This is a genomic window from Okeania sp. SIO2B9 (genome assembly GCF_010672505.1).
Lineage (GTDB): Bacteria > Cyanobacteriota > Cyanobacteriia > Cyanobacteriales > Microcoleaceae > Okeania > Okeania hirsuta.
On record NZ_JAAHGK010000011.1, the window covers coordinates 1 to 15,299 of the forward strand.

General features: G+C 36.8%; 12 protein-coding genes and 1 tRNA gene. 7 read left to right on the top strand and 6 right to left on the bottom strand.

All coding sequences use genetic code 11. From position 1 onward, the window contains the following. Window positions 1-195: 195 nt before the first annotated feature. From F6K13_RS01125 to F6K13_RS01135, 3 genes are all read right to left on the bottom strand, one after another. Window positions 196-486, bottom strand: a complete 291-nt coding sequence (locus F6K13_RS01125; protein ID WP_287286689.1) for a hypothetical protein — start codon at window positions 484-486, stop codon at window positions 196-198. A 301-nt stretch (window positions 487-787) separates the two neighbouring features. Next, window positions 788-1,807, bottom strand: a complete 1,020-nt coding sequence (locus F6K13_RS01130; protein ID WP_287286690.1) for an ABC transporter permease — start codon at window positions 1,805-1,807, stop codon at window positions 788-790. 338 nt (window positions 1,808-2,145) lie between these two features. Continuing rightward, window positions 2,146-2,658 carry an adenine phosphoribosyltransferase gene (locus F6K13_RS01135; RefSeq protein WP_124145198.1) on the bottom strand — a complete coding sequence of 171 codons (513 nt, stop codon included), beginning with the start codon at window positions 2,656-2,658 and terminating at the stop codon, window positions 2,146-2,148. A gap of 234 nt (window positions 2,659-2,892) precedes the next feature. Here F6K13_RS01135 and F6K13_RS01140 point away from each other — a divergent pair, with 234 nt between their 5' ends. The 4 genes from F6K13_RS01140 (at window position 2,893) to F6K13_RS01155 (ending at window position 6,679) form a co-directional block, all read left to right on the top strand. Continuing rightward, window positions 2,893-3,498 carry a DUF3038 domain-containing protein gene (locus F6K13_RS01140; protein WP_124145227.1) on the top strand — a complete coding sequence of 202 codons (606 nt, stop codon included), beginning with the start codon at window positions 2,893-2,895 and terminating at the stop codon, window positions 3,496-3,498. A 622-nt stretch (window positions 3,499-4,120) separates the two neighbouring features. Then, a complete protein-coding gene (locus tag F6K13_RS01145) occupies window positions 4,121-5,209 on the top strand; it encodes a DUF4335 domain-containing protein (protein ID WP_124145199.1) in 1,089 nt (362 codons plus the stop codon). A gap of 111 nt (window positions 5,210-5,320) precedes the next feature. Further along, window positions 5,321-5,497, top strand: a complete 177-nt coding sequence (locus tag F6K13_RS01150; protein WP_161564936.1) for a hypothetical protein — start codon at window positions 5,321-5,323, stop codon at window positions 5,495-5,497. A 315-nt stretch (window positions 5,498-5,812) separates the two neighbouring features. Then, window positions 5,813-6,679: an OmpA family protein gene (locus F6K13_RS01155; RefSeq protein WP_240038964.1), complete on the top strand. Its 867-nt coding sequence runs from the start codon at window positions 5,813-5,815 to the stop codon at window positions 6,677-6,679. Window positions 6,680-7,081: 402 nt separating this feature from the next. On the opposite strand, the gene F6K13_RS01160 is transcribed toward F6K13_RS01155, so the two are convergent. The 3 genes from F6K13_RS01160 to ahcY form a co-directional block, all read right to left on the bottom strand. Further along, window positions 7,082-7,264 carry a hypothetical protein gene (locus F6K13_RS01160; RefSeq protein ID WP_161564544.1) on the bottom strand — a complete coding sequence of 61 codons (183 nt, stop codon included), beginning with the start codon at window positions 7,262-7,264 and terminating at the stop codon, window positions 7,082-7,084. After that, window positions 7,227-7,391: a hypothetical protein gene (locus F6K13_RS01165; protein ID WP_287286691.1), complete on the bottom strand. Its 165-nt coding sequence runs from the start codon at window positions 7,389-7,391 to the stop codon at window positions 7,227-7,229. Before F6K13_RS01165 ends, F6K13_RS01160 begins: the two co-directional genes overlap by 38 nt. Before the next feature lie 879 nt (window positions 7,392-8,270). Further along, window positions 8,271-9,548, bottom strand: coding sequence for an adenosylhomocysteinase (gene ahcY, locus F6K13_RS01170; protein WP_124142831.1), 1,278 nt, complete (start codon window positions 9,546-9,548; stop codon window positions 8,271-8,273). Window positions 9,549-10,400: 852 nt separating this feature from the next. Between ahcY and F6K13_RS01175 the strand changes: the two genes are divergently transcribed. From F6K13_RS01175 to F6K13_RS01185, 3 genes are all read left to right on the top strand, one after another. Beyond that, window positions 10,401-10,862, top strand: coding sequence for a tRNA (cytidine(34)-2'-O)-methyltransferase (locus tag F6K13_RS01175; RefSeq protein ID WP_124147594.1), 462 nt, complete (start codon window positions 10,401-10,403; stop codon window positions 10,860-10,862). 658 nt (window positions 10,863-11,520) lie between these two features. Further along, window positions 11,521-13,938 carry a peptidoglycan DD-metalloendopeptidase family protein gene (locus F6K13_RS01180; RefSeq protein ID WP_287286692.1) on the top strand — a complete coding sequence of 806 codons (2,418 nt, stop codon included), beginning with the start codon at window positions 11,521-11,523 and terminating at the stop codon, window positions 13,936-13,938. A gap of 638 nt (window positions 13,939-14,576) precedes the next feature. Then, window positions 14,577-14,649, top strand: a tRNA-Met gene (locus tag F6K13_RS01185). The last annotated feature ends 650 nt before the right edge of the window (window positions 14,650-15,299 follow it).

A 15,299-nucleotide genomic window follows, 5' to 3' on the forward strand; every position in this document is an offset into this window, starting at 1 on the left:
AAGACCAGCTTTGTGCGCTTCGCCAATGGCAGTGGCAATCTTTTGGACCATTCCAATTGCCCAAGATGCCGGCAACGCGGTCGATTTTCTTAGTATCGAGCAGATCGCTTAGACTCAATAACCAAAACCCAGAAGCGGTCTTGTAAGACCAAAACATAAATTCTACCCCGAAGAATTAACCCTTTATCTCTCTCTTCAATCTCTATAGAACTCTCCGCAGTAGTATAAAAAGGAGGTAAAAAAACCCGCTAAATCTAATAAAGGAGACACTACCACCATTTTAACCATATCTTCTACCATGGGACGCATCGCTAAATTAAAATAATTATTTTTAACCCGATGCAATTGTTGTTTTTCCCTTTGATTAATCTCTGGTAAATTATCTTGCCATTCCCTAAAAAAAGCAGGATTTTCACTCAATTTAAAATTAAATTTATCTATCAAATCATAAAGCGTAACTCGTTCTGCTTGTATTGTTTCTGTCATAATACCAGTTTGATAAATCTTTGCTACAAATATTTAGGTTACTGCTATTGAGTCAGGAGACAGGAGTCAAGAGTCGTATGGGGATAGGTTTGATACCATTTTTTATGTAGTAATTTATATCATGTTCCCCCCGAGGGGGAGCTACGCTAACGGATAATCAGTTATAAATAAAATTTAAGGACTGATAGTACCGACAGTACCAAAGAAATACTGAAATTATCAATACTATTCCTCCAATATTTCCTCCTGACTCCTGACTCCTGACTCCTGACTCCTGACTCCTGACTCCTGACTCCTTAAATCACTTCAGATTTTCCAATTTAATCCTTGGGTCTACAGCTTTCAACAATAAATCAGCCAATAAATTACCAATAATTAACATCAAAGCACCCATCATTAAACTTGCCATAACTAAATATAAATCCTGATTTCTTACTGCCTCTAAAATCAAAGTTCCTAAACCAGGCCAATTAAAGAAATATTCAGCAATAAACGAACCACCTAATAAACTGGCAAATTCAAATCCCAATAATGTGATTAAAGGGTTAATGGCATTTCTCAAGGCATGAACATAAATTACTCGATTCTCCGGAAGACCTTTAGCTCTTGCCGTTTGAATATAATTTTGTCGCAAAACATCTAATAATTGCCCCCGCATTAACCTCTGTAAACCAGCAAAACTGGTAATGCTTAAAGCAACAGTTGGCAAAATTATATGCCAACCCATATCTAAAATTTTACCCACAAAAGATAGCTCATCATAATCGATACTTTGCATTCCTCCCACTGGTAATAAAGGAGAAAGATTTTGAGCTAAAAATAATAATAATAGAGCAGTAATAAAACTAGGAAAACCTTGACCAGTGTAACTAATTAATTGGAGAAAACGGTCTAAAAAACGGTTTTGATTAACTCCAGCAATAATACCAAGAGGAATAGCGATCGCCCAGGTCATTATTAAGGAAGAAATTGACAAAACTAAAGTAGCTGGTATTCGCTCCAATAATAGATCGGCCACTGGTTGTTGAAAGACAAAACTCCTACCAAAATTGCCACTGGTAATAATTTGTGTTAGCCAACGTAAATATTGTTCTAAAGGCGACTTATCTAAACCAAACTGTTGCTCAAGTTGTTTAATAGTATCTTGAGAAATTTGAGGATTTTGACTTAAAGTATCTATATAACTACCTGGAGCTAACTGAATTATGGCAAAACACAGAGCAGATGCGAGAAATAAAGTCAAAATTGCTTGTAATAATCTCTTTAAAACATAAGCAAAAGTTTCACTGGCAATTAATTGTTTTAGTTTGCTATACTTCAATTTTTTATCCATTAACTTGCGGAAGAAAGAAGGAACAAGGAAGAAAGCTTTAGTTATCTGAGGAAAAAGGGGTTTATATTCGGATAATTACTGATAATAAAGTTTTTGTTTGTAGTTGGGCTTTAGCCCTTACAATAGTTATAGTAGACTCCCTCCACTAAGTGTGAGGTACACCCCGAAGCTGGCAAGATGCCTACTGTTAAAGGCAAAATCTAACGTTGCCTGAATTTTACAGCGCTTTTGCTAAATAACTAAAACCTCACTGCCAATGCTATATTGCTTGTATTTTATAGTCAATTAACGGAAATTATACTTAGCTTCTGACTTCTAATTTTCAATTAATATTCGATCAAACTAACAATTGGCACTTCAGGCAACTTCTGACGCCCACCCAAGTCTTTTAACTCAATCACAAAGCCAAACCCTACTAAATTACAACTTGCTTTTTCAATTAATTGAGCTGTAGCTGCTGCCGTACCACCTGTAGCTAATAAATCATCAATTACTAAAACCCTACTGCCTGCTGCCATGGCATCTTGGTGCATTTCCAACGTATCTTGGCCATACTCTAAATCGTAAGTAACTGAATATACTGCTGCTGGTAATTTTCCCGGTTTGCGGACTGGTACAAAACCTACATTCAACTTATAAGCTAAGGGGACACCAAAAATAAAACCCCGGGATTCTATACCCACTATATAGTTTGGTTGAAATTCTAAGCATTTTTCTGCCAAAATGTCAATAGTATAATGTAAACTTTCTGGGTCACTGAGAAGGGTCGTAATATCTCGGAATAAAATTCCTGATTTGGGAAAATTAGGAATTTCGCGAATTAAATTTTTTAGGTCCATAGATTTTAGTCAAAAGTTATAAGATTTAGATAAATTCAAAAAAATTCCTCAGTGGGAAAAGTATATCTCTAAATGTAGACCGGAGTTTCTATTGACATTAATGATGCTGTTTAGACTGATTACAAAATCTATAATTGGGTGTTATTCTTGATAGTAATTAATATTATTTAGTTATATTGACATTTTTACCAAAATATTATAACGAAGTATTGAATATTGGCAATAAATAAAGTAATGGAATTGAACACTGCCCCCATTCCGTCCACACCATTAATATTGAAGAATTTACCAGATATACCTCTCCCCGATAATGGGTGTCCTCGTAGAACTAAAACCCAAATTGATTTAATTCTTTTGGCAGTTGAAGCTTTGCAACTTGGAGGAGCAGAAGTTATGCTCAAAGTTGTCAAAGACCTAGATCTACAAGGGATTATTCCAAATCGGGTTTCTTTGTGGCGACTGCGTAGTACAAATCCCCTACGTCTGAATAGTCAACGTCGTCCCTTGACATTGAATGAGGCCAAAGCTTTAGTGATTATTACTGGTCATTTGGCTAAACGTTTAACTGTTCCGATTCGGAAACTTTTGTTTGACTACCAGCAGTTAAATCAAAAACAGTTACCAATAGAAAATCATTTACAATTATCTTTTTATTTAGAACAGTTTAGAGCACATTTTCGCAGTCGTATGAACCCCAGGCGGTCTGGTGTAATGGCCTACAATTCAGAGGAAAAGTTAAATCAACTAGGATTAGAGTTATTGGGTAAATTATTATTCTGTACTGGTACAACGGGTATGCAAAGGTTTTGGATTAGTCTGTTTGATGGGGAAGTAAGTTAAAAGGGAGAACAGGCAACAGGCAACAGGCAAAAGGGAGAAATATAAGAATTGATTTGATTTTTGATTTTTGGAGATGTCTATTAACTTGAGAAAGTGAGTTAGTAGTTCTGGAGAGACCCCAAAATGTCAGGCACAATTGATTAAATGTGGTAAGGTCTACCGTTAATACTTGTGGACAATATACTGCCGATGGCTTTGGATAAAGCAGTAGGGAAGTTAATTAAAATATCTGTATAGCAGAAGAAAGAAGGAAAAGGCTTGCTTTGTCTGAGCTTTGAACTTTTATATGTCCTAACCTTTCCTTCGACTGCCATACAATAAAAATGTCACTTTTTGCGAGCTATAGCGTTTTCAAATGAGATGTCTAAACAAGAGTTGGTTATTTACTATAGTCATTCCAGTTAAGATTGAGACAAAGGTTTCTTGCCTTGAAAGAGTTTCAGCTGAAAAAGTGTTTCAGTCTTATTCAGAATGACTATAACAGTAAAAAATCCGGCAAACCTTCTTAACCTGTTGCCAGATGAGCTGTTGCCTGTTACCTAAAAGCGACCAAGTTTTTTTTACGCAACTCAAATGAAATTACTATATTGTATTAGTTTTAATTTTATGGAGCAGAAGTGCAATGACGATTCAACGTCAGTACAGCTTGCCTAACTGTAAGTTGATTTTGCAAGGTTTGAGTGAAACTGGAAGTCCTAATTTAAGTCAAGGGCAGGTATTATCTATTTTGACCAATGCTGAATGTCAGATTCAAGGCCAAGAGCCATCATTAACTGGGGGACGAGATTTTTTTGAAAGCTTGGTCAGACAAGTCAGTAGTTATGCCCAAGAATTTCTCAGTGGAATATCTTTGCCTAGACACCAAAGTGATAGTCAAGAATTGGTGCATTTACAAAGAATAGATACTAATCTACACAGATTGACAGTTTTTGAGGGCAATGTTCAAGATCAAAAACTTGGAATAATTGTTGATTTAAACACAGTCCAACTATTTGATTTGGTTGAGGCGGTGGACCAGTTTTTTGCTGATTCTTTGACTTTACCTGGTTTCTCTCTGGCAGTAAGACCCGTGTCTCGAAAAGATGCAAAATTAGGAGAACCTGTAGCTCAGAAAGTTATACCTGCTGCTGTGGGAATGTCTGGTTTGGCATTAGCTAGTCTGGCCTTATTCTTTGTCCCTATTCCAGAAGTACAACGTCCTAAAGATCCTCAACCACAGTCAAATGAAAGTATTAATAATTTAGAGGCATCTCCTAACAGTACTTCAGAACCTGGTTTTAATCCTACCCCCACACCTGAAGGTTTGGACTCATCACCGAATGCTACTATTAATTCATCAGATGAAGTGGATGGGGTAGATACTTCTGAACAGACGCTGACTCAAGAAAATTCAGAGACATCTTTGAGTGCCAGTTCCAAAATTACTGACCAAGCAGAGATTGAACGATTAGAGAATTTACTCTCTGAAAAAATTAATAATGCTTGGACAATAGGAGTCAACGAAGCTTTGATTTATCGTGTCACAGTAGCTTCAGATGGTTCTATAATTGGCTATAAGCCCATAAATCCAGCAGCTGCTGATGAGGTAGATAAAATTCCTCTGCCAGATTTGCTAAATAAGCAAGCATTAGGTGAGGAGAATAATCAATCTATAGTTGAGTTTAAGGTATTGTTTCAAGAAAATGGTTTATTGGAAGTAGAGCCTTGGTAACTGAAGAAGGCAGAAGGCAGAAGGTAGAAGGCAGAAGGTATCTACTCTACCCCCTTTAATGAAGTCAGAATTCAGAAGTCAGAAGTCAGAAGTTATTTTTGTAACGGGGATTTGAGCAACCCTCCAAAAATATTTCGCCATTTCCCGGCGGGGTTGCGCGACCCATATTATTTTAATAAGAAACTTCTGAAAATTTTGTGGGGAGCAGGGGAGCAGGGAGCAGGGGAGAAGGGAGCAGGGGAGAAGGGAGCAGGGGAGAAGAGAGAAAGAAAAAATTTGGCTAAGTAAAACTACTTAAGTTTTCAAAAAAATTTACTTTTCAATACATGATTTTTGAGGAAAAAGCCTCTCAAACATGAACACATAACTTGTTTATTTTGTCAAGCAAGTTATGTGTGAAGAAAGATGTTTATAAAGCATAGGACTTTCCTACGGAATGCTGCGCAAACAGGCACAGGTACTGATAACTGATAACTGAAATGATAGTGAGGTATTCAACCCACAAAAGACAAAGATAAAGTTATACTCCGGTATTATGTCTTATGTCTCAAATTCAGTTTTTGAGGTAGTATCAAATCAGAATAATCAACGAATGGGAAAACCGTGAGTAAATCTTCTCCCGACCGGACTCCTAATACTAGGTCTCCGGGAATGGTTTTGTTAATACTATCCTTAATATTTCGATTTTTGCTGCTGATGGTAACTAGCGGTTTTTCCTGGGTTTTGGGAATGGCGATCGCTTTTCAATATCCTTCTACTTCCCAAGATATACCCATCTCAGAAAAATTACTCCGTGGTGCTAGAAGTATAGTATCTCAGAAAAAGTTACCTCCATCCTCAAGGTCTACTCCCGCATCTACCCCAGAAATTATTACGCCTCAAGTTGAACTGACTGAGGTACAAAAACAGGAACTACAAACAGAGCTTCAAAAGTTACAAACACAGTTAAATAGTTTAATTGGTCGTACCAGGAATTTAGAAAATCAACTGGGTGTGAGAAAATTAGATGGAAATTTAGAGGCAAGATTGGACTTAATAGCTCAACAGTTAGCTTTGCCTATATCTGATCGTCAGAATCAAGAAGTAATAAGTAAGCCTTCTCAGCCAGTTTTTAGTGAAAAGACAATGATGGTTACTCTTCCTAGTGATGTTTTGTTTGAGTCTGGTAGTAATACAATTCGTTCTGAGGGAAGGTCAATTTTAGATAATTTAATTGGTGAATTGAAAAATTATCCAGAAATGACAATTAGTGTTTCTGGTCATACTGATAATCGAGGTAAAGTCAAGGTCAATCAGGAAAAATCATTTTTGCAAGCAGAAAGAGTAGCAGAATATTTCTCAAAAAATATGGGCGATCGCTACCGTTTTTTGGTTATTGGTTATGGAGAATCTAGTCCTATAGTAGAAAATAATTCTCAAACTAATCGGCAACGTAATCGTCGGATTGAGGTGAAAATTCATAAAAGATAAGGAAGAAGGAAGAGGGAAGAGGGAAGAGGATTAACGAAGTCAGAAGTCAGAAGTCAGAAGTCAGAAGTTATTTTTTTAACGGGGATTTAACAAAAATATTTCGTCTTAAAAGGCGAGTTTTTAGACCCAATTATTTTGATAAAGAATTGATAATTTGGCGTTGGTGATTTTGGCTATGATTGTGCTTTAATGGCAGTTGCCTAACTATTAACTTAAAAGCATTTTATATTTGCAAAATTTAGGTTTCATAGCTTGATTAACCAACGCCTAATGGATAAAAATTGCTTTTATTTTCAGAAGGAAGAGGGAAGAGGAAAAAATCTGGCTTGTCTTACTTTTAAGCTTTTTTCTTCCTTGTCTTCATTATCTAGTCACAACCAGAAAATAAAAAATCTACCAAAGTTAGTATTTTAGGTGCATACATAATTGGGCAGAAAAATCATTCTTAAAATTCTTACTCCTACCTCCTCTAAATTCCCCTAACTCCTGTCTCCTGTCTCCTGTCTCCTGTCTTCTGTCTCCTGTCTCCTGTCCATGTTTTCCAGCTTTAGCAAGCAGCAGTATTGTCTGATTCAGTATTATCAACTTCAAAGCGATCAGCATTAGGTAACTCTCTCTCTACTCGCCGTAACTCTGGAGTACGATAGGCGACTAATACTGGCACGTTAACAGCGCAGCATGGGTGACATGGTATTGCGTGGTGCTGTCCCACAAGCCTTCTCAGTCTGACCTGACTGCCACACCGGCGACAATAAGCATAGGTATACATATAATGACACGGCGCCGTGACCGCAGCTGACACAAGTGCGGCACTCAGATGTATAATATCAAATCAGTTTAATTAGAGATAAAAAAACTTTCTCCTTCTTATATCAAATTCGATAGTATTGGTGTAATTAAATAAAGAGTGTGGGTAGTGTGGGAAGATGGGGATCTCAAGAAAGATTTGGCAATGGCGCTGAGGATGGAACATTTTTTTATACCGAATTAAACTGATTTGATATTATACCTTAAAATTCTCTTTTCTTCCCTCCTTAGTTCTAACTCCTCCCTTATTATTTATCACTAATTATATCGTCTCCGGATAATTAGTGATCAAAAAAACTTTCTCCTTTTCCTCCTCTTTATTCTTTCTTCCCTCCTGAGTTCTGAGTCCTGAGTTATGACCAAAAAATAAGGTCTCAAGCCTGCCCTTTTAATGGGATGAAAAAGCGGTCGAGAGATGGCGATCTTCGGAGCGGGTCTGTAAGAACGGGTCTCCTCGCCATATCTAATCGACCAAGAGAAAGAGAACTCCGTATCTCAAGCCTCCTGCTTTCCTGCGGAATGCTGCGCAAACAGTAGGAGGTACTGATAACTGATAACTAATAACTGAAATGACTCCTCCCTTATTATTTATAACTATTTAACCGGACATGATATTACAAGCTTCTAATATAGAAAATAGCATTCTACAAATATAAAAAACCCAGATAAAATTATGGATATTTTACCAAGATTCTACCGGGGTTATTTCAAGCAAAATAAAACTAAAAATCACAAAGGAATAGTAAATTAGATTAAACTAGATTCTTATTCCTTAAAAAATAAATTAGGTACCAACAGTCCAGGAATTCATATACTCGATTTGTTCTGGAGTCAAAGTATCAATACCAATACCCATTGCTTGTAATTTCAAACGAGCAATTTCTTTATCAACTTCTACAGGAATAGAGTGTAAACCTGGTTCTAATTTACCTTTATTTGTAACTAAATATTCACAAGCTAATGCTTGGTTAGCAAAACTCATATCCATAACTGCACTAGGATGACCTTCAGCAGCAGCTAAGTTAATTAAACGACCTTCACCTAATACAATTACAGACTTACCATTCTTGAGTGTGTACTGTTGAGTGAAAGGTCTAACTGTCTTGATATCAGTAGCATTTTTACCCAAAGTTTCTAGGTCAATTTCAATATCAAAGTGACCGGAGTTACAAACGATCGCTCCATCCTTCATCACATCGAAATGTTCGCCACGAATAACGTGCTTATTACCAGTAACAGTAATAAATAGATCCGCTATAGGAGCAGCTTCCGCCATTGGCATCACCCTAAAACCATCCATGATAGCTTCAATAGCGCGAACTGGATCTACTTCAGTTACAATTACATTTGCACCTAAACCTCTAGCGCGGAGAGCTGCACCTTTACCACACCATCCGTAACCTACAACAACAGTAGTTTTACCAGCTAATAAAACATTAGTAGCACGGATGATACCATCTAAAGTAGATTGACCTGTACCGTAACGGTTATCAAAGAAATGTTTGGTGTCCGCATCGTTAACGTTCATAGCAGGGAAAGTCAACACCCCATCATTGAACATTGCTTTTAGACGAACAATACCTGTAGTAGTTTCTTCTGTAGTACCAATGAGGTCGCTAAGTTGACTTTGTCTCTCTTTGACCATGGTTGCTACTACGTCGCTACCATCATCAATAATAATATTAGGTCTGTGGTCTAAAGCAATTTCAACGTGACGCAGATAAGTTTCTGCATCCTCTCCTTTCATGGCAAACACAGAAATACCATAATCTACTACCAGACTAGCAGCTACATCATCTTGAGTAGATAAAGGGTTACTGGCAATTAATACAGCATCAGCACCAGCATTTTTGAGAGCGATCGCTAAATGAGCAGTTTCGGTTGTCACATGACAGCAAGCTGCTAATTTAATTCCGCTTAATGGCTTTTCTTTGGCGAAGCGTTCTTGAATTTGGCGTAGAACAGGCATTTCTCGGCCTGCCCACTCGATTCTTTGTTTTCCTAGAGGAGCTAGGGACTGGTCTTTAACTTCGTGTTTAATTTGGACGGGTGTTGCAACCATTCAGTTGTTTCCTTGTGTTTCCTTAAAATTTTATTCTTCGCCAGTATAGCTAATTTTACAGAAGTCGATCAAGAGTGTTAATACGACAAAATTTATTTTGACATTCATGCCAATATATGTTAAGTGGTCTGGAAAATTGCCAGCAAAACTGGCCGTGAGAGACCGGAATACAATCAGCGATCACTGATTAATATTATGTCTGTTGGTGTAATATCATGTCCGGTTGAACAGTTATAAAATAAATAACGACGGAGGAGTCAGTCCTCAGGAGTCAGGAGTCATATCATTTCCGGTAGCATCGGAGCGTGTATAAAATTAAGGTGATAATAGGAGAAAACCTTCTGCCTCCAGCATAGCTGCTTTCTGCCTTCCTTCCACCAAAGTCTAATTATTCAACCGGACATGATATCAGGAGGGAATAAAGAAGAAGGAAGAAGAAGAACAGGATAAGAAGAAAAAAGTTTTTTGATCACGCTCTTATCCGGACATGATATAAAAACTTGAGAAATATCTACTTTTCCTTCTTGAAAATTTTCTTCTCTCTTCCTTCTTCCTTACCGGTACTTTGGCAAAAAATATGTTAATAACAGCGTCAAACCCTTATATAGTCAAGGTTTTACATTTAACCAACCTTTTTCCTGATATATCTAGGTTTTCCTGCGGAATGCTACGCAAAGAGCCATTTTTAGCCANGGGGAGAAAAACCTAATTGCTATATTAGGCATATAGTTAAGTTTTTATTATACCTATATTGTATTGAATTATTGAATTTTCAGAGAAATCCTAAAACTTAAAGGTAGGATCTTCTAGCTAACAACTTTAATGTTCTCAATATCAAAATAAATTGATTTAATGCCTCAAATTGTTCTAGTATATCCGCAAATTCCCCCAAATACAGGAAATGTTGCTCGTACTTGTGCTGCTACTAATACAGAATTACATCTAGTAAAACCTTTGGGTTTTGAAATTAGCGATCGCTATTTGAAACGGGCAGGTTTAGATTACTGGCCTTATGTTAAACTATATGACCACGATAACTTCAAAGAGTTTCAAACCTATCATCAGCAACGAGGTGGAAGACTGGTAGGTTTTAGTGCAAAGGGAGCTTCTAATTATACTAAATTTCAATACCAAACAAATGATTGGCTATTGTTTGGTTCAGAAACTAATGGACTACCACAAGATGTCCTAGAGTATTGTGTAGCAACTCTCTATATACCAATGACACAGCCAAAGGTTCGTAGTTTAAATCTTTCTGTTAGTGCTGCCTTGGGTTTATTTGAAGCCAGGCGTCAATTGGATTATCTGAGTTAAAATCATTATTCTGATAATATCTATAAATTTATAATCTTTATTTACTATTTACAGATATGTATATTAATGATGAAAAACATCATATATCCCTAATTAAAACTATACTGCCACACTAAATATAGTTTTGATCGCTCAAAAATCTTTAACTTCTTAAATATTCCAATTATAAGTATTTAATGGGTCATTTTGCTCTGTATAAGTATGACGCATAAAGTCTGTAATTCTATATCTATCTATATATAAGAAATTTCTATATATCTAATAATTGCCACAACTGCCAAGTTAGTGTATACCAAAATTTAGATGATATTTTCTCCTGAAATCCTTTTGTTCGTCTAGAGGGTATTTACTAAAGGACTAAATAATTCAGAGAAAAATACAATTGGATTATTTCCAAATAACATGGCCAAAATAAACTACGAGCAAGAATGTTGTAATATTTAGTGCCTTAAAAGTTAGTTACTTTTTTTGTGCTATTTTTGGCCATTAAATAAAAATCAAATTAAAATTATCCTTGCTTTTTTTATGAAACCAAGATACCCTAGCCTAAGTTTGATGTTTGTCAGTGATCTTGATCTCTAAAATAGAGTGAATTATGTCATTGACAAAGAAAAATTCATTAAGGATAGTTAAACCCTTGTCGATAGGAGGTCGTTCTTTGAAACGAACATTTCCAAGTAAAGGAAAATCTGCCGCTATCTGTGAACTTCACACAGAAGCAACTATTGATCAGTCAAAACAAATAAGTATAGTTGGTAGCAAAAAAACTTCTTCCGCTGCTGCCATGATTGGACTTGCTGCCATTTCAACCACTATGGGTGCATCAGGCATCCTGTTGTCTGGGAAAGGCAATATCGCAGTCGCAGCCGAACTTCCTGGAGTGGACACTAACAAACATGAACTTTCAACTAGAGAGTTAAATGTTACTGGAGTTAGTAGGTCAAAAGGTCTACTACTTCAGAAATTAACCCAAGGGTATGTAGAGGTAGAAGAAAATACTGATTCTGAAGTTGAAGCAACTCAACCTGAGACTGTCCTGCCCTCAGAACATACACTAGGAGAAAAATCCTTTTTTCCTATAGAACTTCAACACAAATATAGCCAGACTAAAGCCAGAAAATCTGAACAAGAGAAAGAGACTTTAGTTTTTTCTGAACCGAAAATTAATAAATTAGAAACTAATGAGTTGCCTCCTCTAGGACTTCTGGCTAAAGTACAGGACAAGGAGCCAATAGGCAGTAATGGTAAGCTAATTGACCGATTAAAAGTAGAAATTAATCCTGTCCAAAAACCAGAAAACCTCTCGACAAAAAGTTCGCTGGAGTTGAGGTATGAGCAGTATATTTCTGATCCCGTAGGAAAGTCATTTGATAAATCAAAGGAAAAATTCCTAGAAAATAGAAATGGCAAATCAGAAAATTTAGTTGTTGAAGAACCAGCTCTACAGATGGCCACATCCTCTGAATTAGACAATAGTCCCACAGCTAAACAAGTAGGTGATAGTCAAATAGATATTGCTCAAGAGTCAATCAAGGCTGAAGGGACTAAACTACAAGGGGCAGTGGTTATTGATTCTGAGATGACATCTACACCAGTTTCATTGGTATATAAGGTGCGTGTGGGAGACACGCTAAGTTTAATTGCCAAGGAAAACAATGTATCTGTCGAAGTATTAGCTAGAGCTAATAATATCAAAAATCTAGACGTAATTGAAGCAGCTAAATTACTTAAAATTCCTCAGCAACCATTTTCTGAATCATTAAAACTGGTAAGTTCTACCAGTAGCAATTCTACAAAAGAGGAATTTAGTCAACCTTCTTTGGAAACTACAGCTAACCAATTCAATATTCCTGAAGCCAAGCTTCCTAATATAAAATCTAATTATTTATCGTACAGCGTACCAAGTTTGACTGGAGCTGAAGTTGCACCACAGAGAAGTGTACAACTAGTTTCTTGGTCTGAAGGTCTAAACGATCAAGAACATCAAATACACAAGAAACCAAAAGAATTTTCAACTTTAACACAGTTGGTTGTTACAGATAGCCCTAAAAATCCCTTAGTTAATAAAGTATGGCCTGATAATCTAGGTGCAAGGGAATCTAGACAAAATTCTTTTAGTAATAGTCAACCCGTTCAACCACTACCAGTGGACATAAATACTGAGAGTGATGAGTTACTACCAACAGCAAAATCTGAAGGTCAAAACAATCCTTATGCTAACCGTTTGAGGTCAGAAATAAGCAGGCTAAGAGAGGAATATAATAATCAAAAAGAACTTGAAGATTCTCAAATAATAACCTCAGAAGCAATAAATATTCCAGTACCTGAGCCGTGGTCTTCACAACAGAATTTACCGAATAATTCTCAAATTCTGACTGAGAACAATAGTAGTAGGTACTTACAACCAACTTATCAGGAAGAAGTAAGTAGCAGCCAGACCACACAATGGTCTGAAGAAATGGGAACTAACAGACCTGAAATCAGAAATCCTGCTACAGTTGTTAAAGAACTACCCCTAGAAAGAGAGATTAGTCAATCTCAAGGGTCATCATTCATGGCCACATCACCAACAGGAGCTAACTTTAATGAGATTCTGAATAATCCTTCACTAGGAAAAATGGTTTCTCCAGACTTGCCACCTTTGGGTAAAGCTGATACCTATTTACCTGGTGGTTCAATGCAATTTACTGGGTATACATGGCCTAGTAAGGGTACTCTAACATCTGGTTATGGTTGGCGGTGGGGAAGAATGCACCGTGGTATTGATATAGCAGCACCTACTGGTACTCCTATTGTTGCTGCTGCTCCTGGTGTTGTCACCTATGCTAATTGGAATAGCGGAGGGTATGGTAACTTAGTGGAAATTAAGCATCCCAATGGTAGTCTGACAGTCTATGCTCATAACAGTCAAATTCTTGTGAGAGAAGGTCAAAAAGTTGCTCAGGGTGAACTAATTGCTAAAATGGGAAGCACTGGACGTAGTACTGGCCCACACTTACATTTTGAAATTCATCCAACAGGAAATGGAGCTGTTAATCCAATGGCTCTTTTACGTTCGGGAGTGGCATATCATTAGGTTAGGTATTGCATAATCATCGTAAAATTTCGGTAAGTCGGAAAAGTGCCAGTTTGAACAGCTGGATGCAAAGGACTCAAAGGATTTTTATCCGTAGTCAAAAAAATGTGTTATAATTAACTAAAAATTTCAAAGGTAGCCTCAATGGTATTTTGGCCGGAGAGAGTAGTGGCAATTGATGCCCCCTAGTGAATTACTGGTGTATACGTACTACGGTATGCTACTGACAATTTAGTTAAAGCAATGTGAAAATCGTGGTTTTTACCCGATTTACAACTCCTAGTCACAAATCCACGCTGATTTATGCCGTGGAGTGCCAAAATTGGGATGATTTTATATAGTACAGTTATTTTTATCCCAACACATGTAAATATGTAATGGGAACAAATCAAGACCTCCTAGTACTCAGAACTTATTCTAACTCCCTAATCCCATCTGAAAATCTTCCTATTTTCAGTACAACGTCTCCAACTTGAAAAATGTTAATATCCCCATTCTTGTAAGTTAAAATGGGGACAGGGATATAAATAAATTTAGGGCGCAAATTAAATCTAGTTTGGTTTTTTTAAGAAAAAAATAGTAAAGGATTGAATAAATTACAATATTCTGTGCTATGATTATGAATGGTTAAAAATTTAGGCTCAGTAGCTCAGTGGTTAGAGCAGGGGACTCATAAGCCCAAGGTCGCAGGTTCAAATCCCGCCTGAGCCATATATATAAATAAGTAATTTTTTTTTGATTTATTGCAATAGATCACGATAGTCTAACCTTAGTCAACAACTGGCGTTTAAGTTAAAGTATTTGGTTATTTATTGAATCGTTAGCTTCCAAAGGAGGAAGTAGGTGTATGATTGGGGAGTTAAACAGTTATTAGTATAGTGGTTCGGCATTTAAATTGTATAGTCATTTCAGTTGAGATTGAGATAAGCGTTTCTTGCATTGAAAGAGTTTCAGCCGAAAAAGTGTTTCATTCTTATCTGAAATGACTATATATCCCAATTGGAACTAAGGAAACAATGGATATGGGAACAGCGGTATACCCTGGATCGGCGAAGCAGGTTAGCTCCTCTATAAGAAGCTAGACAAGCTATCGAGGGATATCAACGTTCCTTTGCCTACGGGAAGCTTTGTGCAGCGCAAAAACGCTATATCCAATCGACCCAGAAAGGGAATCTTTACTCCTGTGAGGACACAGGGAATACAAAATCTCAATAGGCCTGAGTTGAGTTCCGGTTCAATTTTTACCATCAACTGGAGTTGGAAAAAGTTAACTGATAACTGAAATAGTGGAGGTCAATTAAGAACCTATTAGAGCTGATTTATAAACTTAGCTAAAAGTATTGCATTACCAAGCTCTCAGA

Bases quoted from the DNA above. Each gene is read 5' to 3' on its own strand.
- F6K13_RS01175 (WP_124147594.1), top strand. From the start codon at position 10,401: ATGCCTCAAATTGTTCTAGTATATCCGCAAATTCCCCCAAATACAGGA.
- F6K13_RS01135 (WP_124145198.1), bottom strand. From the start codon at position 2,658: ATGGACCTAAAAAATTTAATTCGCGAAATTCCTAATTTTCCCAAATCA.
- F6K13_RS01140 (WP_124145227.1), top strand. From the start codon at position 2,893: ATGGAATTGAACACTGCCCCCATTCCGTCCACACCATTAATATTGAAG.
- F6K13_RS01125 (WP_287286689.1), bottom strand. From the start codon at position 486: ATGACAGAAACAATACAAGCAGAACGAGTTACGCTTTATGATTTGATA.
- ahcY (WP_124142831.1), bottom strand. From the start codon at position 9,548: ATGGTTGCAACACCCGTCCAAATTAAACACGAAGTTAAAGACCAGTCC.
- F6K13_RS01145 (WP_124145199.1), top strand. From the start codon at position 4,121: ATGACGATTCAACGTCAGTACAGCTTGCCTAACTGTAAGTTGATTTTG.